23 protein-coding genes and 1 other RNA gene are annotated in these 26,287 nt (G+C 62.7%); 18 read left to right on the top strand and 6 right to left on the bottom strand.

The window, feature by feature from the left end; genetic code table 11:
- Positions 1–397 precede the first annotated feature (397 nt).
- From HRQ64_RS13620 to HRQ64_RS13610, 3 genes are all read left to right on the top strand, one after another.
- On the top strand, positions 398–1,432 hold the full coding sequence (locus HRQ64_RS13620; RefSeq protein WP_172123678.1) for an ABC transporter substrate-binding protein: 1,035 nt from the start codon (positions 398–400) through the stop codon (positions 1,430–1,432).
- Between the two features lie 90 nt (positions 1,433–1,522).
- On the top strand, positions 1,523–2,278 hold the full coding sequence (locus tag HRQ64_RS13615) for an ABC transporter ATP-binding protein (protein WP_172125060.1): 756 nt from the start codon (positions 1,523–1,525) through the stop codon (positions 2,276–2,278).
- A complete protein-coding gene (locus HRQ64_RS13610; RefSeq protein WP_127753587.1) occupies positions 2,275–3,093 on the top strand; it encodes an ABC transporter permease in 819 nt (272 codons plus the stop codon). The genes HRQ64_RS13615 and HRQ64_RS13610 overlap by 4 nt, the downstream gene beginning before the upstream one ends.
- A gap of 33 nt (positions 3,094–3,126) precedes the next feature.
- On the opposite strand, the gene HRQ64_RS13605 is transcribed toward HRQ64_RS13610, so the two are convergent.
- Positions 3,127–3,657, bottom strand: coding sequence for a superoxide dismutase family protein (locus HRQ64_RS13605; RefSeq protein ID WP_172123677.1), 531 nt, complete (start codon positions 3,655–3,657; stop codon positions 3,127–3,129).
- A gap of 58 nt (positions 3,658–3,715) precedes the next feature.
- Positions 3,716–5,350: an alpha-amylase family protein gene (locus HRQ64_RS13600; RefSeq protein WP_127753585.1), complete on the bottom strand. Its 1,635-nt coding sequence runs from the start codon at positions 5,348–5,350 to the stop codon at positions 3,716–3,718.
- A 196-nt stretch (positions 5,351–5,546) separates the two neighbouring features.
- Between HRQ64_RS13600 and ettA the strand changes: the two genes are divergently transcribed.
- The 3 genes from ettA (at position 5,547) to rarD (ending at position 9,079) form a co-directional block, all read left to right on the top strand.
- The gene (ettA, locus tag HRQ64_RS13595) at positions 5,547–7,202 is read left to right on the top strand and encodes an energy-dependent translational throttle protein EttA (RefSeq protein ID WP_172123676.1); all 1,656 of its coding nucleotides are present in this window, start codon (positions 5,547–5,549) and stop codon (positions 7,200–7,202) included.
- Positions 7,203–7,210: 8 nt separating this feature from the next.
- Positions 7,211–8,050, top strand: a complete 840-nt coding sequence (locus tag HRQ64_RS13590) for an alpha/beta hydrolase (RefSeq protein ID WP_172123675.1) — start codon at positions 7,211–7,213, stop codon at positions 8,048–8,050.
- Between the two features lie 81 nt (positions 8,051–8,131).
- Positions 8,132–9,079 carry an EamA family transporter RarD gene (rarD, locus tag HRQ64_RS13585; protein ID WP_172123674.1) on the top strand — a complete coding sequence of 316 codons (948 nt, stop codon included), beginning with the start codon at positions 8,132–8,134 and terminating at the stop codon, positions 9,077–9,079.
- Here rarD and HRQ64_RS13580 read toward each other — a convergent pair.
- Positions 9,076–9,978, bottom strand: a complete 903-nt coding sequence (locus tag HRQ64_RS13580; protein ID WP_172123673.1) for a hydrogen peroxide-inducible genes activator — start codon at positions 9,976–9,978, stop codon at positions 9,076–9,078. The two genes, rarD and HRQ64_RS13580, sit on opposite strands and share 4 nt — an antisense overlap.
- Before the next feature lie 123 nt (positions 9,979–10,101).
- Here HRQ64_RS13580 and HRQ64_RS13575 point away from each other — a divergent pair, with 123 nt between their 5' ends.
- The 7 genes from HRQ64_RS13575 to rnpB all read left to right on the top strand — a co-directional run bounded on the left by HRQ64_RS13575 (position 10,102) and on the right by rnpB (position 17,111).
- Positions 10,102–11,622 carry a catalase gene (locus tag HRQ64_RS13575; RefSeq protein WP_127753580.1) on the top strand — a complete coding sequence of 507 codons (1,521 nt, stop codon included), beginning with the start codon at positions 10,102–10,104 and terminating at the stop codon, positions 11,620–11,622.
- A gap of 149 nt (positions 11,623–11,771) precedes the next feature.
- Positions 11,772–12,896 carry a DUF2336 domain-containing protein gene (locus HRQ64_RS13570; protein WP_172123672.1) on the top strand — a complete coding sequence of 375 codons (1,125 nt, stop codon included), beginning with the start codon at positions 11,772–11,774 and terminating at the stop codon, positions 12,894–12,896.
- A 64-nt stretch (positions 12,897–12,960) separates the two neighbouring features.
- Positions 12,961–13,905 (top strand): metalloregulator ArsR/SmtB family transcription factor, encoded by a 945-nt coding sequence (locus tag HRQ64_RS13565; RefSeq protein ID WP_172123671.1) that lies wholly within the window; start codon positions 12,961–12,963, stop codon positions 13,903–13,905.
- Positions 13,906–13,922: 17 nt separating this feature from the next.
- Positions 13,923–14,819 (top strand): methylenetetrahydrofolate reductase [NAD(P)H], encoded by an 897-nt coding sequence (gene metF / locus HRQ64_RS13560; RefSeq protein WP_172123670.1) that lies wholly within the window; start codon positions 13,923–13,925, stop codon positions 14,817–14,819.
- Between the two features lie 157 nt (positions 14,820–14,976).
- On the top strand, positions 14,977–15,822 hold the full coding sequence (locus tag HRQ64_RS13555) for a hypothetical protein (RefSeq protein WP_172123669.1): 846 nt from the start codon (positions 14,977–14,979) through the stop codon (positions 15,820–15,822).
- Between the two features lie 107 nt (positions 15,823–15,929).
- Positions 15,930–16,685: a DnaJ family molecular chaperone gene (locus HRQ64_RS13550; protein ID WP_127753575.1), complete on the top strand. Its 756-nt coding sequence runs from the start codon at positions 15,930–15,932 to the stop codon at positions 16,683–16,685.
- Between the two features lie 33 nt (positions 16,686–16,718).
- Positions 16,719–17,111, top strand: an RNA gene (gene rnpB / locus HRQ64_RS13545) — RNase P RNA component class A.
- Positions 17,112–17,113: 2 nt separating this feature from the next.
- Here the strand turns inward: rnpB and HRQ64_RS13540 are convergent.
- Genes HRQ64_RS13540 through HRQ64_RS13530 form a run of 3 tightly spaced genes read right to left on the bottom strand, consistent with a single transcriptional unit; the run spans position 17,114 to position 20,088 of the window.
- Entirely contained in the window at positions 17,114–18,151 is a 1,038-nt protein-coding gene (locus tag HRQ64_RS13540; protein ID WP_172123668.1) for a histidine kinase dimerization/phosphoacceptor domain -containing protein, read from the bottom strand.
- A gap of 3 nt (positions 18,152–18,154) precedes the next feature.
- Positions 18,155–18,598 (bottom strand): response regulator, encoded by a 444-nt coding sequence (locus tag HRQ64_RS13535; RefSeq protein ID WP_127753573.1) that lies wholly within the window; start codon positions 18,596–18,598, stop codon positions 18,155–18,157.
- Positions 18,595–20,088 (bottom strand): CHASE3 domain-containing protein, encoded by a 1,494-nt coding sequence (locus HRQ64_RS13530; RefSeq protein ID WP_172123667.1) that lies wholly within the window; start codon positions 20,086–20,088, stop codon positions 18,595–18,597. Before HRQ64_RS13530 ends, HRQ64_RS13535 begins: the two co-directional genes overlap by 4 nt.
- Positions 20,089–20,307: 219 nt before the next feature.
- Between HRQ64_RS13530 and rsmH the strand changes: the two genes are divergently transcribed.
- The 5 genes from rsmH to murF are packed head-to-tail and all read left to right on the top strand — an operon-like array spanning position 20,308 to position 26,265.
- A complete protein-coding gene (gene rsmH, locus HRQ64_RS13525; protein WP_248307058.1) occupies positions 20,308–21,309 on the top strand; it encodes a 16S rRNA (cytosine(1402)-N(4))-methyltransferase RsmH in 1,002 nt (333 codons plus the stop codon).
- Entirely contained in the window at positions 21,306–21,689 is a 384-nt protein-coding gene (locus HRQ64_RS13520; RefSeq protein ID WP_127753571.1) for a hypothetical protein, read from the top strand. Before rsmH ends, HRQ64_RS13520 begins: the two co-directional genes overlap by 4 nt.
- A complete protein-coding gene (locus HRQ64_RS13515) occupies positions 21,689–23,398 on the top strand; it encodes a penicillin-binding protein 2 (RefSeq protein ID WP_172123666.1) in 1,710 nt (569 codons plus the stop codon). Before HRQ64_RS13520 ends, HRQ64_RS13515 begins: the two co-directional genes overlap by 1 nt.
- Before the next feature lie 24 nt (positions 23,399–23,422).
- Complete coding sequence (locus tag HRQ64_RS13510; RefSeq protein ID WP_349236711.1) at positions 23,423–24,871, top strand: UDP-N-acetylmuramoyl-L-alanyl-D-glutamate--2,6-diaminopimelate ligase; 1,449 nt, start codon at positions 23,423–23,425, stop codon at positions 24,869–24,871.
- Complete coding sequence (murF, locus tag HRQ64_RS13505; protein WP_210258553.1) at positions 24,871–26,265, top strand: UDP-N-acetylmuramoyl-tripeptide--D-alanyl-D-alanine ligase; 1,395 nt, start codon at positions 24,871–24,873, stop codon at positions 26,263–26,265. The genes HRQ64_RS13510 and murF overlap by 1 nt, the downstream gene beginning before the upstream one ends.
- Positions 26,266–26,287 lie beyond the last annotated feature (22 nt).

Genomic DNA, 26,287 nt, shown 5'->3' with positions numbered 1-26,287 from the left:
TTAGGCGCTGCCCGTGACTGCTGCTGAATTGCGCATAACAGTCGCTGTTCACGAAATTTCAGCTGGCGCAAAACGCGGGAACATTTCACCGGGCAACCCGTTCTTCCAGCAAGCTGCAGCCCCGAGGATCTGGTGGCCGGCAGGAATTGGTGATGGCCCGGTGCCGCGCCAAATGATCGGCGGGCGCTGCAAAGGCTGACGCTCCTTTGCAGTGCCTCCGGTGGGGGCGTGAGGCTTTGGTCTCGCGCCCCTTTTTGATGTTCGCTGCCTCGCTTCGGTAGGCATTGCGCCGCCATTTTGTGCAACAGAGCTCGCTGGCGCGAAATGGTGCAGTTTCTGCTTGCGCCTCGCTGTGCCGTGCGCTTGACTTCCCCCAACATTGTTGAGGGACAAACGCATGTTCAATCGCCGACACTTCACTGCTTGTGCAGCTGTTACCGCCACCCTGGCCGTTACTGGCTTTGGCAGCCTGCCCGCCTGGGCGCAGACTTCGGTCAAGCTGACGCTCGACTGGCGCTTCGAAGGCCCTGCTGCCGGCTTCCTTTTAGCGCAGGACAATGGCCACTTTGCCGCCGAAGGGCTCGATGTCACCATCGACACCGGCAACGGCTCGGTGGAAGCCATTCCCCGCGTCGCCACCGGCGCCTACCAGTTTGGCTTTGGCGACATCAACTCCCTGATCAAGTTCCTCGACGAAGATCCTGCCCAGCCGGTCAAATCGGTCATGATGGTCTATGACAAGCCGGTGTTTTCGGTGGTCGGCCGCAAGTCGCTGGGCGTAACTGACGATCCCAAGTCGCTGGAAGGCAAAAAGCTCGGCGCCCCGCCGCCTGATGGCGCTTTCGCGCAGTGGCCCGCCTTTGTGGAAGCCGCCGATCTCGACACCTCCTCCATCACTATCGAAAGCATCGGCTTTCCCGTGCGCGAGCCGATGCTGGCTTCGGGCGATGTGGATGGCGTCTTCGGCTTTGCCTTTTCAGTGATCCTGAACCTTCTCGCCAATGGCGTGCCGGAAGACGATATCTCCACCATCCTCTTTGCCGATCACGGCCTTGAGCTTTACGGCAACGCCATCCTCGTCAATGAAACCTTCGCCGAAGAAAACCCAGAGCTGGTGACCGGCTTCCTGCGCGCTCTCGCCAAGGGCTTTGCCGATGCCGTGGCTGATCCCGCTGCTGGCGCCGCGGCCGTTCTGGCCCGCAACGAAACGCTCAACATCGATACCGAAACCGCCCGCCTCGAAATGGCCAATGAGATGAACATCAAGACCCCTTACGTGGTCGAGAACGGCTTTGGCGGCATCGATGAGGCGCGGCTCGCCGCTTCCATCGAAACCCTCAAGATCTCCATGGATCTCAAGGGTGCCGTCACCGCTGCCGATGTGTTCGACCCCAGCTATCTGCCGCCCGCGGCCGAGCGTATGCTGCCCTGATAACAACAACCACGGGGTGGTCCGGCGCGCCGGGCCATCACCACCGACGGGGGAGAATGCATGGCGCTGGTCAGCATTGAAAACGTGGATATGCGCTATGGCGGCCCGGACGGCACGCTCGCCGTATCCGGCCTTTCCATGAACATCCAAAAGGGCGAGTTCGTGGCCGTGGTTGGGCCCTCGGGCTGCGGCAAGTCCACGCTGATGAAGCTTGTGACGGGTCTCCATATTCCTCAAGCCGGAGACGTAGTCGTGGCCGGCTCGCCAGTGACCAAACCCGTCTCCATCGTGGGCATGGCCTTCCAGAACCCAACCATGCTGCCCTGGCGCACCACGCTCGAGAACATCCTCTTGCCGCTCGAAATCGTCGAGCGCCACCGCCATCGCCTGCGCAGCCACAAGCGCGACTATGTCGAGCAGGCCGAGCAATTGCTTGAAACCGTCGGGCTCAAGGGCTTTGGCTCGAAATTTCCCTGGCAATTGTCGGGCGGCATGCAGCAGCGCGCCAATCTCTGCCGCGCGCTGATCCACCAGCCTGAATTGCTGATGCTGGACGAACCTTTCGGCGCGCTGGATGCCTTTACCCGCGAAGAGCTCTGGTGCGTAATCCGCGACCTGCATGCCGCGCAGGGCGTCACCATCGTGCTCGTCACGCACGATCTGCGCGAGTCAGTGTTTTTGGCCGACAAGGTCATGGTGATGAGCGCCCGGCCGGGCCGGGTCATTGCCGAGCACCGGGTGCCTTTCGCGCGCCCGCGCCAGCTCGACATCATGTACCAGCCGGAGTTCAACGAGATGGTGCAATCGCTCCATGGCGAGATTGCCAGTGCGCGGGTGGCGGCATGAGCGTCATCACCCAGAACACCGCCGTTGCCGGCACCCCGCCGCGCCCAGCCTTCCGCATCAACTGGATCCGCCTCGCGCCGCTGCTCTACACCATCGGGCTCTTCGTGCTGTGGGAGATCGGGGTGCGCCTGTCCGGCCTGCCGCACACCATTCTGCCCGCGCCCTCGCGCGTATTCGAAGCGATCGTGCAGTATTGGTCGCCGATCTGGAAGAACTCGCTGCAGACGCTTTACACCACGACGCTGGGCTTCCTGATCGCGGTGGTGGCGGGGCTCGGCATTGGCCTCTTCATCGGCTGGTCCAAGACCATCTATGCCGGGCTGTACCCGATCATGATTGGCTTCAACGCCATCCCGAAAGTGGCGCTGGTGCCCGTGTTGGTGATCTGGTTCGGCATCGGCACGGTGCCCGCCGTGCTGACCGCCTTCCTGATCTCGTTCTTTCCCATCGTCGTCAATGTCGCGACGGGGCTTGCCACCATCGAGCCGGAAACCGAGGACGTGTTGCGCGCACTGGGTGCCAAGAAGCTCGACATCATGCTCAAGGTCGGTATTCCGCGCTCAATGCCGTACTTCTTCGGCTCGCTCAAGATCGCCATCACCCTGGCTTTTGTCGGCTCGGTGGTCAGCGAAACCGTCGCCTCCAACAATGGCCTCGGAAATATGATGGCCTCGGCGCAGTCCAACTTCAACGTGCCGCTGGTGTTTGCCGGCCTCTTGATGCTCGCCGTTGAAGGCATCGCCATGTATGCGCTGATGGCGTGGCTGGAACGGCGCATGACCGGTTGGGCGCACCGCTCCACCATGGCGCAATAGGCAAAAAAAACGGGCGCCGAGGCGCCCGTTGTTCTATTCGGCTGTCGCTTCGATCACGGCGCAAGCGATGCGATCGCCCGAATTGCCCGATGGATCGGTCTTGTAGTCGTCGGCGCTGGCATGGATCACCAGGGCGGTGCCATCGTCATCGAACACGTAGGCGTCGTCACCTTCCTCCAGCGAAATCATCTCGGTGGAAAGCTCGATGTCTGCCATGCCATCGGCATCAGCCGTGATGTTGGGCAGGTCACCGGCATGCGGCCCTTCGGGATTCTCGGTGCCGTGCTGATGCTCGGTTGGGTTGAAGTGCGAACCCGCCGATTCAAACGCGGTCGAGGCATCGCAATCGCCCGTTTCGTGGAAGTGGAGGCCGTGCTCGCCCGGGGTGATGTCCATCACATGGCCAACAATGCTCACGGCATCGCCGTCCTGGGTGAGCGTCACCGAGCCCACTTCATTGCCCGAGGCATCGATGAATGTGGCTGCAGCCGTAGCGGTGTCCTGCGCCTGGGCGGGCAGGGCGGCGGCGAGAGCGAAGGCGCTGATCAGAACTAAGCGTCGCATGGTGTTTCTCCATTTTTGCGTTGAGGCATAACGGCACTCGCGTGGCTCTGTTCCGCTTTCAGTGCCGCTCGCCCCCGCAGCGCAGCCAGCAATAGCCGAAACGAGGCAAGGTGAGTTTGGCGCCGCTGTTGAAAGGTGTGCGATTATCCGCGTCCGAAAGCAGGGGCACAAAGTGCTCGATGCCTTCGATCTCGAGCGGGAAGCTCACTGGCTTGTCGGTGAAATTGTGCAGTGTCACCACGTGCCCGCCGCGCCAGCGATAGCTCATCGCCAGCACCTCGTCGGTGCCGAGGTCAACCACCTCGAACTCACCCCAGCCAATTTCCGGGGCCGAGCGGCGAGCCGCGATCATGCCGGTTACAGCGTGCAGGAGGGAATCGGGGTTGCTGATCTGCTCGGCTACGTTGATCCGCTCGCAGCCATTGGGTCCCTTCTCGGGCACATGCCGAAACAAGGCAGCCGCCTCGGCCGTCGAGAAACCGCCATTGCGCTGGTCGCTCCACTGCATGGGCGTGCGCACCGCTTCGCGCTCTTTGAGGGACAAGTCCTCGCCCATGCCGATCTCCTCGCCATACCACATCACCGGCGTGCCCGGCAGCGCGAACATCAGCGATTGCGCCATGCGGATCAGCGCCTGATCGTTGCTGAGCATTGGCGCCAGGCGTCGGCGGATACCGCGACCATAGAGCTGCATATTGGTGTCGGGCGCAAAGGCAGCGAACACTTCGCCACGCTCGGCTTTGGTCAGCCGCGCCAAGTCCAGCTCGTCATGATTACGCAGGAAACTGGCCCATTGCCCCATGCCATTCGGATCGGGCCGGTGCATCAGCGCTTGGCGCACCGGCGCGGCTGTGTGGCGGGCCAGCGACAGGAACAGCGTCTGGTTGACCGGAAAGTCAAAGATCATGCTCATCCGGTTGCCGCCGTCGAAATAATCTTCAGCCAGCTCGTATTCAATATTGGCTTCCGCCAGCAGCACCGAGCCGGCCCGGCGCCAAGTCATGAAATCCTTCATGTCGTTGAGTAGCGAGAACGGGTCCTGCGTGCCCCCATTGGGTAGGCCCATATCCTCGATCAGGAACGGGACAGCGTCGACCCGGAAACCCGATACGCCAAGCGCCAGCCAGAAACCCATGATCTTGAGGATCTCCGCGCGAACCTGCGGATTGGCAACATTGAGATCGGGTTGATGCTTGTAGAAGCGGTGCAGATACCAGGCGCCCGCCTTGCGATCAAAGCTCCAGATCGCTTCCTGCACGCCCGGAAACACCACGCCCTCGGTGATGTTGTCGGGCTTTTCCTTGCTCCACACATACCAGTCGCGAAAGGGCGAGTCCTCGCTTTGTCGCGCCGATTGAAACCACGGATGATCAATGGACGTGTGGTTCACCACCAGGTCGATGATCACGCGCATGCCCCTGTCCTGGGCTGCCTGCATGAACTCGACGAAATCACCCAGATTGCCGTAGCGCGGATCGACCCCGTAGTAATCGGTTATGTCATAGCCGTTGTCGCGATTGGGCGAGGGGTAGAATGGGTTTAGCCAGATGCAGTTGACCCCCAGCCGCTCCAGGTGATCGAGCCGGTGCGCCAGCCCGGCGAAATCCCCAACGCCGTCGCCGTCTCCATCCATGAAGGTTTCGACGTCAAGACAATAGATTACGGCGTTCTTGTACCAAAGATTGGCAGTCATGGCGGCTCCCTGAACAACAGGGGGCGCAACGGGGCGAGTGGGCTCGGCGTTCCCAAGCTGGTTACGCAAGGGCGCGGTGGTGACACAGGCGTGGCGGCACTCGCCGGCGGCTCCGCTACCTACGGGCGCATTGCCGTAGCGCTCGGCTTGGCCTACATAGCAGCCCAAACCAAGGTTCCTACGAGGTCGCAAGCCTATGGCTCGCCAGTTTATCTATCACATGAGCGGAATGTCCAAAGCCTATGCCGGTGGCAAGAAGGTGTTGGACAACATCCACCTGTCATTCTACCCCGATGCCAAGATCGGCGTGCTGGGTCCGAACGGCTCGGGTAAGTCGACCTTGCTCAAGATCATGGCGGGCATCGATACCGAGTTCACCGGCGAAGCCTGGTTGGCCCAGGGCGCCAAGCTTGGCTACCTCTCGCAGGAGCCCGAGCTTGATCCGGCGCTCAACGTGCTCGGCAATGTCATGACCGGGGTCAAGGAAAAGAAGGCCGTCATCGATCGCTATAACGAGCTGATGATGAACTATTCCGACGAGACCGCCGATGAAGCGGCCAAGTTGCAGGACCAGATCGACGCTGAAAACCTGTGGGACCTCGAGTCCCAGGTGGAGGTGGCGATGGAAGCCCTGGGTTGCCCTCCGGGCGAAGCCGACGTGACCAAGCTTTCAGGCGGCGAACGCCGCCGCGTGGCCCTGTGCGCCCTGTTGCTCAGCAAGCCCGACCTGCTGCTGCTCGACGAGCCCACCAACCATCTCGATGCCGAGACCACCGCTTGGCTGGAGCGCCATCTGCGCGAATTCGCCGGCGCCGTTTTGATCATCACCCACGATCGCTACTTCCTCGACAATGTCACCGGCTGGATCCTGGAACTCGATCGTGGTCGCGGCGTGCCCTATGAAGGCAACTATTCGGCTTACCTCTCTGCCAAAGCCAAGCGCTTCGCCCAGGAAAAGAGCGAAGACCAGGCTCGCGCCAAGGTGCTTGAGCGCGAACGCGAATGGATGGGGCAGTCCCCCCAGGCGCGCCAGTCCAAGAGCAAGGCTCGCCTCAAGGCCTATGACGAACTGGTCAAGATCAATGAGGCGCGGACGCAGTCCTCGACCGCCCAGATCATCATTCCGGTGGGCGAGCGCCTGGGCCAGAACGTCATCGACGTGGAAGGCCTCTCCAAATCCTTTGGTGATCGCCTCCTGATCGACAATCTCACCTTTAAGCTGCCCCCGGGCGGCATCGTGGGCATTATCGGCCCCAATGGCGCGGGCAAGACCACGCTGTTCAAGATGCTGACGGGCCAGGAGCAGCCTGACTCCGGCACCATCAAGGTCGCCGAAAATGTCCATATGGGCTATGTCGACCAGAGCCGGGACAGCCTCAACCCCAACAAGACTGTGTGGGAAGAGATCTCGGAGGGCGACGAAATCCTCATGCTGGGCAAGCGCGAGGTCAATTCGCGCGCCTATACCTCGTCCTTCAACTTCAAGGGCGGCGATCAGCAGCAAAAGGTGGGCAATCTTTCGGGCGGGCAGCGCAACCGGGTGCACCTGGCCAAGATGCTCAAGTCTGGCGCCAACGTCCTCCTCCTCGATGAGCCGACCAACGATCTGGACACCGAAACCCTTGCGGCGCTCGAAGAGGCGCTGGAGGAATTCGCCGGCTGCGCCGTGATCATCAGCCACGATCGCATGTTCCTCGATCGGCTGGCGACCCATATGCTGGCCTTTGAAGGCGACAGCCATGTGGAATGGTTCGAGGGCAACTTCGCCGACTATGAAGCCGACAAGGTCCGGCGCCTCGGCGCCGATGCGGTCAATCCCAAGCGCGCCACCTATAAGCCGCTGACGCGCTGATCGGACCGATGATGACGGGCGAGCCCTTCGACATCGAGATCGGCCAGGCAATCCTGGCCGGCTCCGAACTGGGCGAAGGCCTGCCCGTCGTCTTCCTGCATGCCGGCGTTGCTGACAGCCGCATGTGGGCCAGCCAGATGCAGGCGGTTGCCGCTGCGGGCTGGCACGCCATCACCTATGACCGTCGCGGCTTTGGCGAAACCGAAAGCCCCGACGAGCCCTTCAGCCATCTCGATGATCTCGAGGCTCTCCTCGACGCGCTCGATATCCACGCCGCCGTGCTGGTGGGCTGCTCGCTCGGGGGTGGCCTCGCCCTCGATTTTGCCCTGCGCCATCCCGGCCGCATCATTGGCCTTGTTCTGCTCGGCACGTCGGTGACCGGCGCGCCCTGGAGCACTTCGGACATGGAAGCGGCGGTGGAAGCGGCCGAGGAAGACGCCTATGAGCGCGGTGATCTCGACATGCTCAACAAGGTGCAGGCCCATCAGTGGCTCGATGGTCCGCGCGCCCAAAGCGGCCGCGTTGGCGGGGCCGTGCGCGAGCTGTTCCTCGACATGAACGGCATTGCTTTGCGCAAACCCGAACTCACGCAAGGGGAGCCCGCGCCCGAAGTCTGGAGCCGGGTAGGGGAGGTTGCCGCCCCGACGCTGCTGCTGGTGGGCGACGAGGATTTCGGCGCGCTGATCGAGCGGCACGACCATCTCTCCGAAGAAATGCCCAACGCCTTTGCCGCGGTACTCGAAGGCGTCGCCCACCTGCCCAGCATCGAGCGGCCTGATCTGGTCAACACGCTGCTGCTGCAGTTCCTCGATGCCATCGAAGGCGGCGGCTCGCCTGAGCTCGACTAGCCGGTGACCACAAGGGTCTTGGCGCCGCTGTCACGCCCCTGCTAAGGACACCCGAGCCCCGGTTCCGGGGCGGAGCATCCCATGTCCGCGCCAACTTCCCCCGCTACGTCCCCATCCACGACCCGCCCGCAAAGCGGCGACGCGCGCACCGGGGTCCTTGCCGCCATCGGCACGTTCCTGTGCTGGGGCTTCCTGCCGCTGCTGTTCCGGCAGCTCGATGCGGTGGGCTCGGTGATGATCGTGGCCGAGCGCACCCTGTGGTCGTTGCTGCTCTTGGGCGTTATCCTGCTCGTCACGCGCAAGTTCGGCGAAGTTCGCGCTCTCTTTGCCGATCGGCGCAAGGCCATCATCATGCTGGTGTCCGCGGTGCTGCTGGGCGGCAACTGGCTCCTTTATATCTGGGCGGTGGAAACCGGGCAGGTGATCGAAGCCAGCTTTGGCTATTTCATCAACCCGCTGGTCAATGTAGCCATGGGCATGGTGCTGCTGGGCGAGCGGCAGAACCGCCTGCAAACCATTGCCATCGCCATCGCCACCTTCGCCATCCTGCTCCAGGCCATCGGCATGGGCAGCTTTCCGTTCATCGCCCTGGGGCTGGCGCTCAGCTTTGGTTTTTACGGCTATTTCCGCAAGACGGTGATGGCCGGCCCCGTCTCCGGGCTATTCGGGGAAACCGTGCTGCTGGCTCCCGCGGCCCTGGCTTACGTGGTGTTCAACATCGCGACCTATGGCTGGGGCGCCCATGCTGATCCGGGCACGATGGTGCTGCTCATGCTGACCGGCCCCGCCACGGCGGTGCCGCTGCTGCTGTTCGCCTATGGCGTGCAGCGGCTGCGCCTGACCACGATCGGCATGCTGCAATATATTTCGCCGTCCCTGCAGTTCATGGTCGCCGTCTTCGTGTTCCACGAGGAGCTCAACGGTGTGCGGCTCGTCAGCTTCGGGCTGATTTGGCTGTCCCTTGCCGTGTTCAGCTATGACAGCTTCCGCAATCGCCGGCTGCCGGTGGAGCCCGTCCCGGCGGGCTAGCCTTTGGCCTCGCCCATCCCGGTTTCGCGGATCAGCTCGGCCACTTGTTCAAACACCCCAGCGAATGGCGATCCATCTCGCCATACGAGCGACAGGTGCCGGCCTGGGCGAGGCGGCGCCAAGGGGTGGATGGCGATGCGGTCGCCCGCTTCCTTGCGCAAAGCGATCCGGGGCAACAGCGTCACGCCCTGGCCGGCGGCAACAAATTCCACAATGGTGGACAGCGAAGTGGCGGCAAAGGTACGGCTCGATAGCTCGCTGCCGAGATCGCAAGCCGCAATGGCCTGGTCACGAAAGCAATGGCCTTCATCGAGCAACAAGATGCGCTCAGGCGGCACGCCGGCCAGCGATACCGGACCCTCGCGCGCTTCCGCCAAACTCGTGGCCAGCACAAAGGGATCCTCGAACAAGGGGAGGCTGCTCAGCTTGGGGCCGCCCCTTGGCAGCTCGGAGCCGATCAGCGCCAGATCAAGGCTCCCGTCGCCCAGCGCCGCCAGCAAGGCGCCCGTGCGGTCCTCGCTAATGGCAAAGCGCATTTCGGGCAGCCGCTGCGCCAGGGCCGGGAAAACATCGGGCAGCAAATAGGGCGCCACAGTTGGAATCAGCCCGAACCTGAGCGGTCGGTCGGGCGCGGTGGCGGGGCCAGCGGCAAAACTCGCCAGCGCCTCGGCTCCCGATAGCAGGGGGCGAGCCCGCCCAACGAACTCGCGTCCAAAGGGCGTCAGGCGCACTTCCCGCACCAGCCGATCGAAGATCGGGATTCCGCACCAGGCTTCAAGTGACTGAATTTGCTGGGAAAGGGCGGGTTGAGTAACGTTGCAGGCGGCGGCCGCGCGGCCGAAATGGCCGAGATCGGCGACCGCGATGGCGTAGCGAAGCTGTTTGAGGGTAAAGCTCATGATAGGTTCATCTTATCGCATTAAGAAGATCAATCAATTTGCCTGATGAAGATTGATTGGGCACAAGGCTGCCAGATTAGAACGAGTCCAGCTTGCTGACTCGTTGGGCGCAAGGAGTTTCTCGTGAGCGACAGACCAAGACTGACCACCACCGCCGGTGCGCCGGTTACCGATAACCAGAATGCCAAGACCGTCGGCCCGCGTGGCCCGGTGCTGCTCGAGGACTACCAGCTGATTGAAAAGCTCGCGCACCAGAATCGCGAGCGCGTTCCCGAGCGCGTGGTGCATGCCAAGGGCTGGGGCGCCTATGGCACGCTGACTGTCACCGAGGACATCACGCGTTATAGCCGTGCTGCCTTGTTCTCGCATGTTGGCAAGCAGACCGAAATGCTGCTCCGCTTCTCGACCGTGGCCGGCGAGCAGGGTGCCGCCGACGCCGAACGCGACGTGCGCGGCTTCTCGCTCAAATTTTATACCGAAGAGGGCAACTGGGACATCGTGGGCAACAACACGCCCGTGTTCTTTGTCGCCGATCCCTATAAGTTCCCTGACTTCATCCACACCCAGAAGCGTCATCCGCGCACCAATCTACGCTCGGGTACCGCAATGTGGGATTTCTGGTCGTTGTGCCCGGAATCGCTGCACCAGGTCACCATCCTGATGTCCGACCGCGGCATCCCCCAGGCGCCGATGTATATGAACGGCTACGGCTCCCACACTTTCTCAATGTGGAATGCCAATGGCGAGCGATTCTGGGTGAAGTTCCACTTCAAGACCCAGCAGGGCCACCGCACCTTCACCAATCGTGAAGCTGAGGGCGTCATTGCCAAGTCGCGCGAGAGCTACCAGGAAGAGCTTTACACCACGATCGAGAACGGTCAGTTCCCCAAGTGGACCTTCTTCATCCAGGTCATGCCGGAAGGCGAAGAAGACGAGTTTGAGAGCCGCACCGGCTGGAGCGCGTTCGACCTGACCAAGGTCTGGCCCCATGCCGACTATCCGCTGATCAAGGTCGGCGAGATCGAGCTCAACAAGAACCCCGAGAACTACTTCCAGCACATCGAGCAGGCTGCCTTCAACCCGTCCAACGTCGTCCCAGGCATCGGCTTTTCGCCTGACAAGATGCTGCAGGGCCGCTTGTTCTCCTATCCCGATGCGCAGCGCTACCGTATCGGCGTCCACTATCAGTCGATCGAGGTCAACAAGCCCCGCTGCCCGGTGCATCACTATCATCGCGACGGCGAAGCCACGCTCGGTATGCGCACCAATGCGGACGCTTATTACGAGCCCAACAGCTTTGGCGGCCCGGTGGAAGATCCAAGCTTTGCCGAACCACCGCACCGCTATGAAGGCGTTGTGGGCCGCTATGACTTCCGTGGCACGGCCGATCACTTTAGCCAGCCGCGGGCACTGTTTGCCCTTTTTGACGAAGGCCAGCGCCAGCGGCTGTTCTCCAACATTGCCGAAGCCATGAACGGCATCCCCCAGTTCATCGAAGATCGCCAGCTGGCGTTGTTCGATCAGGTGGACCCGGCCTATGGCGCCGGCGTACGGGCGGCTTTGGTCAAGGTGAAGGGCGAAACCGATGCCGAGAAGACCTCGAGCATCAGCACCAGCCACAGCAGCGAAGTCGGCTCGCACTAAGTCGCAGAGATGATGGAAGGGGCGCACTGGTTGCGCCCCTTCTTCTATCTGGTTGCGTACAATTTTAGTCAATTGCTCCGCATCCGTTTGACCGGGCGCAAGCGAGTGCGGGCGCAGGGTGGTTCTACGCATAGTCGTGGAGACCACCGATGAACGAACTCGATCAAGGCCAACGCGCATTCTCCAGCTTCCGGGTCTTGAATGGCGAGGACAATCACTCCGAGCGCGAACAGCTGTTCCGCAACATGGCGCAATTGTTCAGCTATGTTTCCGACCGCTGCGACGACGAGCAGGTTGCCCAGTATGACGAGGTGCTTTGCCACCTGGCCGAGCTGGTCGAGGTGGAAGCGCGCGCCCATGTCGCCAAGTTGCTGGCGCCACTGGAACGCGCTCCGGGCACTGTCGTGGTCAAGCTCGCCAATGATGATATCGAAGTAGCGCGTCCGCTGCTCGAATTCTCCAATGTCCTCAGTGACGACGATCTGATCGACATCATCAGCAAGCAGAGCGAAGCGCATCGTGTCGCCATTGCTAGTCGCCCCAGCGTGCCCGAACGGGTGGGCGAGGCCATTATCGAGCATGGCGAGACTTCCTCGCTGGTGCGGCTGGTGCGCAATTCCCATGCCGAGTTCGACCGGGCGACGTTGCAAAAGCTGGTCGCCCGCGCCACCCAGGACGCCGAGATCGCCCATGACCTGCGCGGCCGGCACGATCTGGATTGGCAGTCGCTGCGCGGCGAGATCCATCAGCTGTCGGATAAGGTGCTGGAAGATCTCTCGCGGGCCGAGAGCACGCTGGATCCGGTGGCCGCTGGCAAGGTCAACGCGGTGGTGTTCAACCGCATCCGCAATGGCGTCGGCTTTGCCGCCTCCGAGTGGAAGCTGGCCTATAACCAGGTCAAGGCGCTGTCCGATCGCAAGCAGTTGGACGACCGCGCGCTCGCGCGCTTTGCTCGCTTTGGCTATGGCCACCACGCGGCCGCTGCCATCAGCGTAATGCTGCGCATCACCCCCGAAGTGGTGGTGAAGTGGCTCGCGAGCCAGGATTATGTCGCGGTAAGCGTCGCGCTCAAGGCCGCGGGCGTTGCGCCCGACCTGTTTGCAGCCCTTTTTGCCGTGCTGCCCTGGCGCGATCTGCCCAGTGCCGATGACAAGGTATTGATCCAGCAGCGTTTCGTTGGCATGGATCGCGAGGAAGCCGACGAGATATTTGCGCTGTGGCGGGCCCATTCCTTCCGCAAGCGCACCGCGACCGACGAACGCGCCTCCGCCTAGGCCTAAGCCTCTGGACCTCCGTCCCAAAGGGATATAAAGATATCTTTATATCTCGTGAGGGCTGATGGCTGAGTTGGCGGAATTGGTGGGAGTGCTCAAGGCGGCAGGTGAGGGGACTCGCCTGCGCCTTCTGGCTTTACTCGCTGGCGGGGATCATTCCGTCAAGGACCTGACCGAAATCCTTGATCAAAGCCAGCCGCGCGTTTCGCGCCATCTCAAGCTCCTAGCCGATGCTGGCCTCGTGCAACGCAATGCCGAGGGCGCCTGGGCTTATTACGGCCTCGCCCAGGACGGCGAAGCGGGAGCGGTTGCGCAATGGCTGGTGGGGCGGGTGGATCACACCGACCCAGAGCGGGTGCGCGACTGCGAACGGCAGGCCGAGGTGCGTGCCGCCCAGCAGGCGCAGGCGGCGCATTACTTTGCCAAGGTCGCCGGCAGCTGGGACCTGCTCAAAACGCTCCATGTTCCTGAAGACTCCGTCGAATCGGCTGTGCTTGGGGGCTTCCAGGGGGGGCCGGTGGAGTTGCTGCTTGATCTGGGCACCGGCACCGGGCGCATGCTCCAGCTGCTGGCCGATCGCTACAAGCGCGGCATTGGCGTTGATTCCAGCCGCGAAATGTTGAGCGTGGCGCGCGCGCGGCTTGGTTCGGCCGGCGTGACCCATGCGCAGGTGCGGCTCGGAGACATGGCCGAACTGGACCCTGCACTCGGACCCGCCGATGCCATCGTGATCCACCAGGTCCTGCATTATTTCGATGATCCCGGCCGCATGCTGATGGGCGCGCGCGAATTGCTCAAGCCAGGCGGGCAGATGGTGATTGTCGATTTTGCCCCTCATGAACTCGAATTCCTGCGCACCGAGCATGCGCATCGACGGCTGGGCTTGTCCCAGGCGCAGATGAGCGGTTGGGCCGCGAGTGCCGGGCTGCAGGTGCAGACCGTGCGGGAATTCCCCAGTGACAATGGCGACCGCGGGCTGACCGTCTGCCTGTGGCGCCTCTGCGCATAAACTTGAATGGAACAGCCATGATCGAAGACAGCGACCGCACCAGCCGGCAACTTGCGGAAAAGCGCCCGCCGCTTCACCTTTCCTTTGAGTTTTTCCCGCCCAAGAACGACGCCACCGAGGAGCGCTTCTGGGAAAGCCTGCACAAGCTCGCGCCGCTCCACCCCGAATTCGTTTCCGTCACCTATGGCGCCGGCGGCACGACGCGCGAACGCACCTTGCGCATGGTGTCGAGCATCACCGACCAGACTGGGCTATCGGGTGCCGCGCACCTGACCTGCGTCGGCGCCACGCGCGACGAGGTTGATGCCGTCGTGCGCGCTTATCAAGCCGCCGGGGTCAACCGCATCGTTGCCCTTCGCGGCGATCCGCCTGAAGGGGTAGGGCAGCCCTTCACGCCCCATCCCGAAGGCTACCGCAACGCCGCGGACCTCGTCGCCGGTATCCGCCGCATCGGTGATTTCGACATTTCCGTTGCGGCCTATCCCGAGCGGCACCCGCAAAGCCCCGATTGGCAAAGCGATATCGATAATCTGAAGAGCAAGCTCGACGCCGGCGCCACCCGCGCGATCACGCAGATGTTCTTCAACAATGCCGATTACCTGCGCTTCCTGGAACGTGCTCGCGCCGCCGGCATCACCGCCCCGATCATCCCCGGCATCCAGCCCATCCACAGCTTCAAGCAGATCTCGGGCTTTGCCGCCCGCTGCGGCGCTTCCATCCCACCCTGGATGGTCGAGCGATTCGAGGGCCTGGACGATGATCCGGAAACCCATGCGCTTGTGGCCTCCGCCGTGGCTGCAGAGCAGGTCACCGAGCTACTCGACGAAGGCGTCACCGCCTTCCACTTCTATACGCTCAACCGCTCTAATCTGGTGCTGGCGCTTGCCCGGCTGCTGGGTCGGCGCGCCAATTAATTCCGCCTTAACCATGTTCTGGTGGCATGGCCAGATGCCGTTCAGGTTCTGTTCAGGCGCGTGGCCGCTATGTGGCGGGCTGACATGGTCTCCTTGAAATGGCCATGAAAACCGTCTTTCTACCGGTTTTGAGGGCGGGACAACAGGGTTTGAGAACATGATATTCGATCGTCGTCTCACCAATGGCCTGGCATGGGCCGGTCTGTTTGTTGTTGTCGGCGTACCCGTCGCCGATATGCTGTCAGCCCAGCTGCTGGGCGAGCCCGAGCGCGTGGCCGTCATCTCGCCGCAGGCGCCGATCCCTGCGCCAGCGGGCGAACGGCCCACAGCCAAGCCGGTAAAGGAAGCTGTCGCCAGCGCACCAACAACTCCGGTCGCCGCTAAGCCAGCCGCGATCGCCCCGGTCAAGGCTGAGTCGGCGGCGCCCGCCAAGGCAGTAGAGCCGGTCAAGCCCGTGGCCGAGCCCGCAAAAACCGGCAACAAGCCCGGCGATCCGGTGAACTCGTTCCTCGAGTCCGGCAAGGCGATGCCTTCCTATATCACCGAGGCCAATGCTGCGCCCCAGGCTTCCCCCGCTCAACCGACGGCTCCGGCTCCCGTTGTGGCTCCGGCTCCCGCTCCGGCCGTTGCCGCTGCGCCCCTCGATCCCGCGGCTCCTGGAGTTGACCCCGTGGAAGTCGCTTCGCTGCCGCCCCAGAAGGTGGCACCCGTGCCGATGCCACTGTCCATGCGTCCCCCGGCGCAGATTGCCGTGGCACCGAGCCGGGATGAGCCCGTGATCATTCCGCCCGATGTTGTCAGTGCCGACCGTGGCCGGATCGACGCTGACGATCTGGAGGACTGGGAGTCCGGCCCGCTTTCCGAATTCCTCAACCGGCGCCAGGGCGGATCCGGAAGGACCGCTGGCTTTGAGGAAGAATTCTATCCCGAGGAACCCGTTCGCCGGGGCCGGGATCGCCTGATCGGGCCCGTCGAGGAAGTTTATATCGTCCCCTTCCGCTGATGGGCTGGCATGCGCGGGGAGTGGTGGACGCCGCCCCGCGCCGCCGGTATTTTCCCAACCCAACTGGCGGACGAGTCGTTCGCCGGACGCTGCCGAAAGGAGCCGCAATGCTGTGCTGTGTGCGCAAAGTGGAAGAGAACAAGGATCGCTGGGAGAAACTCTCGGCCTTTCTCGGCTCGTTCACGCGTCGCACTGGACTGGCCGGCTCCGTCGCCAATATCCTTGATCCCGACACCTGGCTGCCGGGCGGACGCGATGCGGCCTTTACCCTCGCGCTGATAGCGCTATCGGCCAAGATGGCGGTGGCCGATGGGGCGGTGACCGCCTCGGAAGTGCGTGCCTTCAACGCGACGGTCGAAGTCTCCCAGGAGCAGGAGCCTCAGGTTGAGCGCTTGTTTAATCTGGCCAAGCAGGATGTAGCGGGTTTTGAAAGCTATGCCCGCAAGATCGGCCGCTTTTTCGCCGATAGTCCCGATACGCTCGAGCATGTGCTCGATAGCCTGTTCTTTATCGCGACCGCCGACGGCATGGTGCATGAGGCCGAGCTGGAATATCTCCACTCCGTCAGCAACATCTTCGGCTTTGATGAAGCGCGCTTCGAGCAGATCTCGGCCCAGCATGTCATGCTGGATAGCGATCTTGACCCCTATCTCGTGCTTGGCCTGACTCCCGGCGCGCCACCAGAAGAAGTGCGCCGCGTTTATCGCCTTCTTGTTGCCGAACACCACCCTGACCGTCTCATCGCCAAGGGCGTACCTGAGGAACTGATCGAGGTTGCTACAGCGCGCATGGCGGCGATTAATCTGGCCTATCAGGCGATTACCAAGCCACGCGTCCAGCCGCTGCTGCCCAGCAGTGCTTGACGGCACCAACGATCCGTTTCTACAAGGCCCATGCCAGTTGACCGGGTGGCCGCTGCCGGATGGGTAACCATCCGGGAGAGGAAAGTCCGGGCTCCTTCGAAACACGGTGCCGGGTAACGCCCGGCGAGGGCGACCTCAGGGAAAGTGCCACAGAAAGCAAACCGCTCCGGCGCGCCGGAGTAAGGATGAAAGGGTGCGGTAAGAGCGCACCGGGGACCCAGCAATGGGGACCGCACGGTAAACCCCACCGGGAGCAAGACCAAATAGGGATGACGCGGGGCTTCATGCCCCAGCCGGTTTTGAGGCCAGATCATCCGGGTTGGTTGCACGAGGCGCCTGGCAACAGGCGTCCTAGATGAATGGTCACCACGTACCGCGCGCAAGCGCGGTGCCCTACAGAACCCGGCTTACAGGTCAACTGGCGCCTTTTACGAGGCAGAGAACTGGAGCGACACGCGGGTGCCGCGTCCCTCGGCCTGATAGGCGACAGTGCCCCCAAGGCCGTGGGCCATTGCTTTGACAATACGGCTGCCCAGGCCCGTGCCCTGGGGCTTGCCGGTGCCGTTCCAGCCGATCCCATCGTCTTCCACCACCAGGTCGATCAGTTCGCCCTTGCGGGCAACGCTGATGCGCACTTCGCCACCGGCATCGGCGCCATAGGCGTATTTTATGGCGTTGGTGACGAGCTCGGTCACGATAACACCCACGGAAGCGGCCTTTTCCGTGGGAATGGAGATGTTCTCGACCGCAACGAGGATGCGCGAAAGGCTGCCCGCCGCCTGCATCGAGGTTTCAAGTTCGCTGGCAAGGCTTTGCAGATATTCGCCAATATGGACCGAGCGCACATCGTCAGTGGTGTAGAGATGCCGGTGCACGCCCGCGATAGCCTGGATGCGGGCCTGGGTTTCGGCCAGCGCGCTGCGAGCTTCCTCATTGGTGATGGCATTGGCCTGCAGGCCCACCAACGCCGCCACCATGGCCAGGCTATTGGCCACGCGGTGGTTGACCTCGCCCAGCAGCGTTTCGGCGCGGTCCTTGGCCTCGCGCATTTCCTGCTCCGCCTTGGCCTTGGCGCGGTTGAGGCGTTGCAGGTCCACGGCATGGCCGATTGCGCTGGTCAGGAGTTCCAGGAAGTCCATGTCGACGGTTTTAAGGACGTAATCGGCCGCGCCCGCCTTGAGCGCCGCCACCGCCACGGCCGTTTCCACCGTGCCAGTGACATAAACCACCGCCGGCCGGTCAGGCATATCGGCCAGTTGAGCCAGAACATCGAGCCCGGTGCCGGTGGGCAGATTATGATCCAGCGCCACCACGTCGATGCCGCCTTGCGCAATGCGCGCCAGGCCTTGTTCGCCCGTCGTTGCATGCTCGAAGATATAGCCGCGCCGCTCTATTGCCTTCTGCACAAGGCGTGCAAGGCCGGCATCGTCATCGATATAGAGCACATAGGGCGTGCGGTTAGGCATGGGTCAGTCGGCTTCCGGAACCTGAATCACCGAGAAAAACAATCCCAGCTGGCGAATCGCGTTGGCAAACCCGTCATAGTCGACTGGTTTGGTGATATAGACATTGGCGCCCAGATCATAGCAACGCTGGATTTCGCGCTGGTCATCAGTGGTGGTCAGCACCACGACTGGTGAGCGGCGGGTATGTTCGTTGCTCTTGACCTTCTCGAGGATGTCGACGCCGGTCATGTCGGGCAGGTTCAGATCGAGCAGGATCAGCAATTGCCGTCCGCTGCTGACTTCGCCGCTGCCATCATTGCCCATTAGATAGTTCAGCGCCGAGGTGCCGTCGGTGAAGGGGATGATCTGGTTGCTGACGCCGGCTCGCCGGATGTTCTTCTCGATCAGGCGCGCGTGTCCCTCGTCGTCCTCGATCATGACAATGGTGACGGGTGTGCCGGAGTTCATTTTGCATTGCTCCCGAGATAGCTGCGCAGATCGCGCGGCAGATTGATTCTAAAGGTCGTTCCTTTGCCCAGCTCCGAGGAGAGGGTAATTTCGCCACCCAGGCTGCGCACCATGGTGCGCACATGCGCCAGGCCGATGCCTTCGCCCGGTTGGCTCTGGCTACCAGAGCGGCGGAAAAGTTCAAAGACGCGCTCATGGTCAGTAGACGCAATGCCGCGGCCGTTATCGATCACTTCGATGTTGAGTCGGTTGCGCTCGGCGGGCAGGGCCCGGATGGCCACGGTCAGCGGTCGGCCAGGTTCCTGGTACTTGACCGCATTGTCCAGGAGATTGCCGAGCACCTGTTCCAGCGAAAGCCGGTCAGTGACGAGGCGTGCGACCTTGACCTCGGTTGTAACCGAGCCGCCATTTTCCGTCACCTGATGCTGGATGGCGCTGACCGAGGCGTCGATGATTTCGGCGAGGTTCAGTGCTTCGGGCTTGAGCTGGCGCCGGCCTTCGCGGGAAATCTTGAGGATGGCGTTGATCAGTGCATCCATCTTGCGGGTCGAAGAGCGGATAAAGCCGATCGCCTCCGGCAGGTCCTCGGTGGCGGCCAGGCGCGCCTCGGCGAATTTCGGATCTCCCGATTCTTCGCGCTCGCTCATATAGTCACGCAGGATAGCGACGCTGGTTTCCAGTTCGCTGGTAAACCCCATGATGTTGACGAGAGGCGCGCGCAGATCATGGGTCACGATGTAGGCGAAGCGTTGGATTTCCTCATTGGCCTTGCCCAGGTCCGCGGTGCGTTCCTGCACCCGCTCCTCAAGGCTTTGATTGGCTTCTTCCACTTCGCGGCGGGCCCGGGCAATTTCCCTGGTATAGGCCAACGCTGTCCAGACTGAGCCCCCCACCACAGCAACGATCACCAGCGCGCCAAAAATGGCGACCCAACGCAGCGCGGTGGCGGCATTGCGCTGGTCGACCACGCCGGTATCGAGGCGCTCCTGTGCGCTTGCCACCAGCGCCACGAGGAAGTCGCGGGTGCGCCCCATGTTCTCATTGCCGGTGTCGCTGTTGACGATCGCCAGGGCGGCATCGCGATCGCCAGCGCGCATCAGATCAATAGTTCGGGCAAGTTCTTGCAGCTTGATGTCGATGGCAGATTGGAGTTCGACAAGGCCTTCGCGAAGCTGGGGATAGGGCGCGAGCACGGTGACCAGCCGCTGCTGCAACACGGGCAGTCGTTGAACGGCCCCGGTATAGGGTTCCAGATAGGCTTCGTTGCCTGTCAGCAGAAAACCGCGCTGCCCTGTTTCGGCATCCACCAATGCGTTGCGCAGATCGGTAGCGGCGCTGCGGATCTCGCGCGATACGACCACCTCGTTGAAATAGCCCTGGGTGCGCTCAACCAGCCAGATCGTCGTGCCGACAATGCCGACCAGTGCAAAAAAGCCGACCAACAAGAGAATGGTGGTCGCGCGAACAAAGGCATTGTTCGATATCGGCATCAAATTACCCTGAAGTGACGGTTGTTCATGGCCTAATCCGCTGGAGGGGGCAACCTTGAATTCCGCCCTCCAGGTGGGCAGGCATCGCGCGCGATGCCTCGGGTGTGATCGGCAACTTGCCGTGCGCGCGACATGGGAAACAGAATCTTAAACACACTGGTCCAAGAGTGAGCTTGGTTTGAGTGACCCGCATCGACGCGGGCGTGGAGTTATGGTCGCATGGGCAAGAGTAAGATGCCCGAAGCCAGCCAAGAGAATATGTCGCATATCCCCGTGCTCCTCGATGAGGTGCTGGCGGTGTTTGCGCCTGTTCATGGCAAGCGAATCGTTGATGGCACTTTTGGTGCCGGCGGCTATTCCCGCGCGCTCTTGGCTGCCGGGGCCGAGGTCGTGGGCATTGATCGCGATCCAAGCGTGCTGCCCTTTGCCGATGCATTGAAGGCCGACTACCCCGACCGGTTTACCTTTCTGCCGGGCACATTTTCCCAGCTTGACGATTTGGCGGGCGAGCAGGGCCCGTTTGACGGGGTGGTGCTCGATATCGGCGTCAGCTCGATGCAGCTGGACGAGGCCGAGCGCGGCTTTTCCTTCATGCGCGAGGGTCCACTCGACATGCGCATGAGCGGGGCAGGCGAAAGCGCTGCTGATCTCGTCAATGGCCTTGAGGCAGAAGCGCTTGCCAACCTGCTTTATGCCTTCGGCGAAGAGCGCAAGTCGCGGCGTATCGCCCAGTTCATCGTGGCGGCCCGCCAGGAAGCGCCAATCGAAACAACCTTGCAGCTGGCCCGCATCATCGAGAAAGCCATCGGCCGCAAACCCGGCGATGCCCATCCGGCCACCCGCTCGTTCCAGGCGCTGCGTATTGCCGTTAATGCCGAGTTCGAGCAGTTGGTGCAGGGCCTGTTCGCGGCCGAGCGCCTGCTAGGTGAAGGTGGGCGGCTCGCCGTCATTACCTTCCACTCCCTTGAAGACCGCATCGTCAAACGCTTCTTTGATCCCGACAAGGGCGCGCCAACTCAGTCACGGCACCTGCCGCAGGTGGTGGGCGAAGAGCGGCGCTGGGTCGAAGTTGCTAAGGCGAAAAAGCCTGGCAGCGCCGAGCTTGAGCGCAACAGCCGCTCGCGGTCGGCCATTCTGCGCTGGGCGGTCCGGGGCGCTGCGCCCGCCCGTCCGGTGCGAATGGAGGGCCTTGGCGTGCCAACAATCCGGGGAAATGCATGATCCGCAACCTCAACATTCTGCTGCTGTTTTCCAGCGTGCTGATGCTTTCGGGCGTTTACGCGCTGAAATTCTCCATCGAGCACACCGCCAGCGAGCGCACGGCGCTGATCGCCCGCATCGACCAGCAGGAGGGTGACCTTTCTCTGCTCAAGGCCGATTGGGCGGTGCTCAACCAGCCCGGCCATATCGATCCGATCGTTCGTCGGCACCAGGCGGCGCTAGGCATTGTGCCGGTCAAGCAGGAGCAGTTTGGCTCGTTTGCGAGTCTCCCCATGCGGCCGGTCAAGCCCAACAGCGCCGCGCTTAACGCGCTGTTCCAATCGCTGGACGCCGGCATCGACCCCATCGACGCTATTCTCGAACTTGAGGGTATTGAGTAATGGCCTTGGCGCACGAGAACTTCGCCCCGCCCATTTCGCTCGACGGCGCACGCAAAGTCCGCGGCAATCTCACCCAGGCGCGCATTCGCTGGATGATCTTCGCGATCGTGCTGGGTTTTGCTCTGGTGAGCGCGCGGCTGGTGCAGTTGGGCATGGTCGTGCCCGACTCCACGATCGAAGGGCAGGCACGCGACCTGATCACCGCGACTCGCCCGCCAATTCTTGACCGCAATGGGCTCGAAATGGCGGTCGATATTCGCGTCCCCTCACTTTTTGCCGAGCCGCGCCGCATCATCGATGTGGAAGAAGCCGTGCAAAAACTGCGCACTGTCATCCCGGATCTCGACGAGAAGTGGCTGCGCGACCGGCTCACTGGCGACAAGGGCTTTGTTTGGCTCAAGCGCGAGCTGTCGCCCTCCATCCAGGAGCGGGTGATGCGGCTGGGCATCCCGGGCATCGACTTCATCACCGAATCCAAGCGCTTTTACCCCGGCATGGCCGAGGCTTCCCACGTTCTGGGCTCCACCAATATCGACAACCAGGGCATTGCCGGCATCGAGCGGCACATGGACGGCGAGAACGTCGCTCTCCTGCAGGAGCTGGGTCTTGCCCGCGGCAATGCGCTGACCCCGGTTGAGCTTTCCATCGACATGCGCGCCCAGCATGTGATGCACGAGCAGCTGATGGACGCGATGACGCGCTACCAGGCGATTGCTGCCGCCGGCATCATGCTGGATGTGCACACCGGCGAGGTCATCGCGCTCGCCTCTGTGCCCGATTTCAATCCGAATGATCCCGCCTCGGCACTGGTCAAAGACAGCTTCAACCGTATCACCGCCGGCATTTTCGAACCCGGCTCCATCTTCAAGACCGTGACCATTGCCGGTGCACTCGATAGCGGTGCGGTGTCGGTGAGCGATCAGTTCGATGCTCGCTTCGGCGTCCGCTTTGGCCGCTTCACCATCGATGACTTTCACGGCAAGCACCGCATTCTCAGCCTGCCCGAAGTTTATAAATACTCGTCCAATATCGGCACGATCCGCATCATGCAGGCCATGGGCAAGGAGCCCTATCGGCAGTTCCTGAGCACGATGGGCTTTGACCAGCGGGTACCCTTCGAGCTGCCCGAGATGCGCTTGCCAACGGTTCCCAAGCAGCTGTCCGAAGTTGGCGCGGCCACCGCGTCTTTCGGTCACGGCTTATCGGTCTCCCCTCTGCACATGGCGGTAGCCTATGCAGCATTCGTCAATGGCGGCAATTACGTGCCTCCCACGCTTTACAAACGTGACCTGGGGGAGGCCGAGTCCCTGTACCGGCGCGTCCTGCAGCCATCCACCAGTGATGCCCTGCGCTATCTCATGCGGCTTAATGCCCTTGAAGGTTCGGGCTCGCAGATGAACAAGGAAGCGCTGGGTTATCGCGTCGGCGGCAAGACCGGCACGGCCGAAAAGGTGGTTGACGGCCGCTATTCTTCCAGCAAAGTCACCAACTTCTTTGCGTCGGCGTTCCCGCTGGACAATCCGCGCTATGCAATGGTGATCATGGTCGACGAGCCCAAGGCCGAAAACCCGCAGTCCGGCACCACCGCGGGCTGGAATGCCGGTACCGTCACCGGTCGCATCGTGCAGCGGGTTGCGCCCATGCTGGGCATCGCGCCCGATTTCTCCGAAGCGCTTGATCAGGCGCTGAAGCCCGCTGGCGTTTACTAAGGCCAACCACAAGGACCTGTTGCAGTGTCACTGAGCGTATCCCAGTTGCTGGAAGGATCAGGCGCCGCGCCGGTCGAGGATCTGGGTGCGGTGTTCGGCCTCGACTCGGACAGCCGGCGGATCGAGCTGGGCGAGCTGTTCTTTGCGCTCCCCGGCGCAGCGGTGCATGGCAATGCCTTTATCGCCGATGCGGTGGGGCGCGGGGCCTTGGCAGTGGTCACCGATCTCGTGCCCGCCCAAGATCCCGGCGTGCCAGTGATCGTGGTTCCCGATGTCCGCGCCGCCTATGCCCGCGCCGCCGCGCGCATTTTTGCGCCCCAGCCGCAAACCGTGGTGGCGGTCACCGGCACCAATGGCAAGACGTCCGTCGCGTCTTTCGTGCGGCAGATCTGGCTGCATGCCGGAATTGCTGGCGCCAGCATCGGCACGCTGGGGGTGCAAACCGCCACCCGGCACATCGAAGGCAGCCTCACCACCCCCGACGCGCGATCAATCCACCAGAACATGCGCGCGCTCAAGGGGCAGGGCATCGACCATGTCGCGCTCGAAGCCTCCAGCCATGGTCTTGATCAGCGGCGTCTCGACGGTATGCGCTTTGCCGCTGTCGCCTTCACCAACCTGACGCGCGATCATCTCGATTACCACGCCGATATGGATGAGTATCGCGCGGCTAAACTGCGGCTCTTTAGCGATCTGCTGGCCGATGGTGGCACGGCGGTGGTCTATATGGACGATCCCGAGCACGCGGCTTTCCTCGCGGCCGCGGTCGACCGGGGCGCAAAGCTGCTGGGCGTTGGCCATGCCCCCGGGGCTGCCATCCAGATCCTTTCGGTGACAACGCAGGGCTACGGGCAGCGCGTCGAGGTCCGCTTCGAAGGCGAAACCGTGAGCTTTCACCTCCCGCTCACCGGCGAATTCCAGGTCGGCAACGCCCTGGTTGCCGCTGGGTTGGCGATAGCGAGCGGTGTCCCCAAGGCGATAGTTTTCGCCGCGCTTGAGGAGCTGCGTGGCGCCAAGGGGCGCCTGGAACTCGTAGCCGAGCACAATGGCGCGGCGGTGTTTGTGGATTATTCCCACACGCCCGACGCCTTGAAGACCGCGCTCATGGCTTTACGCCCCTATGTGACGCGTGATTTGCGTGTGGTATTCGGCGCCGGCGGCGACCGGGACAAGGGCAAGCGTCCGCAGATGGGCGCCGTTGCCGCCGAGCTGGCGGACAAGATCATCGTCACTGACGACAATCCCCGCACCGAAATTGCCGCCACGATCCGCGCCGAGATCATGCATGCGGTACCCCGCGCCGCAGAGATCGGCGATCGCGGCGAAGCCATCAGCACCGCCGTTGCCGCGCTCCAGCCCGGCGACGTTTTGCTCGTTGCCGGCAAGGGGCACGAGGATTACCAGATCATCGGCACGACCAAGCACCACTTCTCGGACCACCAAGCCGTGGCCGAGGCAATCAAGAGACTCTGATGCCCGCACTCTGGACCCGAGACGCCCTGTTGCAAGCCACAGGGGGGCGGATGGTGGGAACGGTTGGGGCGAGCATCGGCTCGGTTTCCATCGACTCGCGTGACCTGGGTCCCGATGCCTTGTTCGTCGCCATCAAGGGTGACCGCTTCGACGGTCATGACTTTGTGGCCCAAGCCCTGGCCAATGGCGCTGCTGCTGCATTGGTGAGCGAGGGTCGGGGCGAACAAGACGGCTGCATCGTCGTCCCCGATGCGCTGGAGGGACTGCGCGATCTCGCTCGCGCCGCCCGTGCCAGGAGCGAGGCGCTGCTGGTAGGCGTCACCGGCAGCGTTGGAAAGACCACCACCAAGGAGGCGATCCGCACCGTGCTCGAGGCAGCAGGTCCGACCCACGCATCGATCAAGAGTTTCAACAATCACTGGGGCGTGCCGCTGATGCTGGCCCGGATGCCAGCGGAAGCGCAGTTCGGCGTCTTCGAAATGGGCATGAACGCCGCCCGCGAGATCGCGCCCTTGTCGCAACTGGTGCGACCGCATGTCGCCGTGATCACCAATGTAGCCGCCGCACATCTGGAAAATCTTGGTTCTTTGGAAGCCATCGCCGCGGCCAAAGCGGAGATCTTCGAGGGTCTCGAGCCTGGCGGCACCGCGGTGCTCAATGCCGATCACCCCCAGATCGAGCTGCTGCTCGAGGCGGCACGCAAGGTGGGCGTTCAACGGGTGATCACCTATGGGTTCACCGAGAACTGCGACTGGCGCATCCTCGAAACGGATCTGCAGGTCCAGGGCAGCACCGCCACGCTTGAGCATGCCGGCGAGCGCATCTCCCTCCATCTCAACACTCCGGGCCGCCATATGGTGGTCAATGCCGTTGCAGCGCTGATTGTCGCTGACCTCGCCGGAATGGGCCGGGAGGCTGCCGTGGCAGCATTGGCCAGCTTTGGCGCACAGCCGGGCAGGGGGCAGCGCCTGCTCCTGGGCGATCCCGAGCGCCCGCTGCTGCTGATTGATGAAAGCTACAATGCCAACACCGCCTCGATGACTGCGGCGCTCGACGTCTTTGCGGCCCAGCCCGCACCCGGCGGCCGCAAACTGCTGGTGCTGGGCGACATGCGTGAGCTCGGGGCTCAAAGCGCTGCACTCCATGCCAGCCTGGCCGAAGCAGTTCTGCGCTCGGGCGCCGAGCGTATCTACCTGGTCGGCCCCGAAATGGCCGCCCTTGCCACTACACTGGGCGCCGGGCGTGTGGCTTGCCACACACAAACGGCAGCAGAGATGGGGATGATCGTGCTCAACGATCTTGCTTCGGGCGATGCAGTTATGATCAAAGGGTCCAACGGCGTGGGGCTAGCGGGCGTCGTTGAAAAAATCCGGGGCCATTTCCACCAGAAATAGCCCACCCACGCGAGGACACCTC

The sequence above is a fragment of the Devosia sp. 919 genome (assembly GCF_013185965.1).
Taxonomy (GTDB): Bacteria; Pseudomonadota; Alphaproteobacteria; order Rhizobiales; family Devosiaceae; genus Devosia.
This window is presented reverse-complemented; position numbering and strand designations above follow the sequence as displayed.

Bases quoted from the DNA above. Each gene is read 5' to 3' on its own strand.
- murF (WP_210258553.1), top strand. From the start codon at position 24,871: ATGCCCGCACTCTGGACCCGAGACGCCCTGTTGCAAGCCACAGGGGGG.
- HRQ64_RS13515 (WP_172123666.1), top strand. From the start codon at position 21,689: ATGGCCTTGGCGCACGAGAACTTCGCCCCGCCCATTTCGCTCGACGGC.
- HRQ64_RS13520 (WP_127753571.1), top strand. From the start codon at position 21,306: ATGATCCGCAACCTCAACATTCTGCTGCTGTTTTCCAGCGTGCTGATG.
- rarD (WP_172123674.1), top strand. From the start codon at position 8,132: ATGTCCGCGCCAACTTCCCCCGCTACGTCCCCATCCACGACCCGCCCG.
- rsmH (WP_248307058.1), top strand. From the start codon at position 20,308: ATGGGCAAGAGTAAGATGCCCGAAGCCAGCCAAGAGAATATGTCGCAT.
- HRQ64_RS13605 (WP_172123677.1), bottom strand. From the start codon at position 3,657: ATGCGACGCTTAGTTCTGATCAGCGCCTTCGCTCTCGCCGCCGCCCTG.
- HRQ64_RS13600 (WP_127753585.1), bottom strand. From the start codon at position 5,350: ATGACTGCCAATCTTTGGTACAAGAACGCCGTAATCTATTGTCTTGAC.
- metF (WP_172123670.1), top strand. From the start codon at position 13,923: ATGATCGAAGACAGCGACCGCACCAGCCGGCAACTTGCGGAAAAGCGC.
- HRQ64_RS13540 (WP_172123668.1), bottom strand. From the start codon at position 18,151: ATGCCTAACCGCACGCCCTATGTGCTCTATATCGATGACGATGCCGGC.
- HRQ64_RS13615 (WP_172125060.1), top strand. From the start codon at position 1,523: ATGCGCTATGGCGGCCCGGACGGCACGCTCGCCGTATCCGGCCTTTCC.
- HRQ64_RS13530 (WP_172123667.1), bottom strand. From the start codon at position 20,088: ATGCCGATATCGAACAATGCCTTTGTTCGCGCGACCACCATTCTCTTG.
- HRQ64_RS13620 (WP_172123678.1), top strand. From the start codon at position 398: ATGTTCAATCGCCGACACTTCACTGCTTGTGCAGCTGTTACCGCCACC.
- HRQ64_RS13580 (WP_172123673.1), bottom strand. From the start codon at position 9,978: ATGAGCTTTACCCTCAAACAGCTTCGCTACGCCATCGCGGTCGCCGAT.
- HRQ64_RS13535 (WP_127753573.1), bottom strand. From the start codon at position 18,598: ATGAACTCCGGCACACCCGTCACCATTGTCATGATCGAGGACGACGAG.
- HRQ64_RS13565 (WP_172123671.1), top strand. From the start codon at position 12,961: ATGGCTGAGTTGGCGGAATTGGTGGGAGTGCTCAAGGCGGCAGGTGAG.
- HRQ64_RS13590 (WP_172123675.1), top strand. From the start codon at position 7,211: ATGATGACGGGCGAGCCCTTCGACATCGAGATCGGCCAGGCAATCCTG.
- ettA (WP_172123676.1), top strand. From the start codon at position 5,547: ATGGCTCGCCAGTTTATCTATCACATGAGCGGAATGTCCAAAGCCTAT.
- HRQ64_RS13610 (WP_127753587.1), top strand. From the start codon at position 2,275: ATGAGCGTCATCACCCAGAACACCGCCGTTGCCGGCACCCCGCCGCGC.
- HRQ64_RS13555 (WP_172123669.1), top strand. From the start codon at position 14,977: ATGATATTCGATCGTCGTCTCACCAATGGCCTGGCATGGGCCGGTCTG.
- HRQ64_RS13570 (WP_172123672.1), top strand. From the start codon at position 11,772: ATGAACGAACTCGATCAAGGCCAACGCGCATTCTCCAGCTTCCGGGTC.
- HRQ64_RS13550 (WP_127753575.1), top strand. From the start codon at position 15,930: ATGCTGTGCTGTGTGCGCAAAGTGGAAGAGAACAAGGATCGCTGGGAG.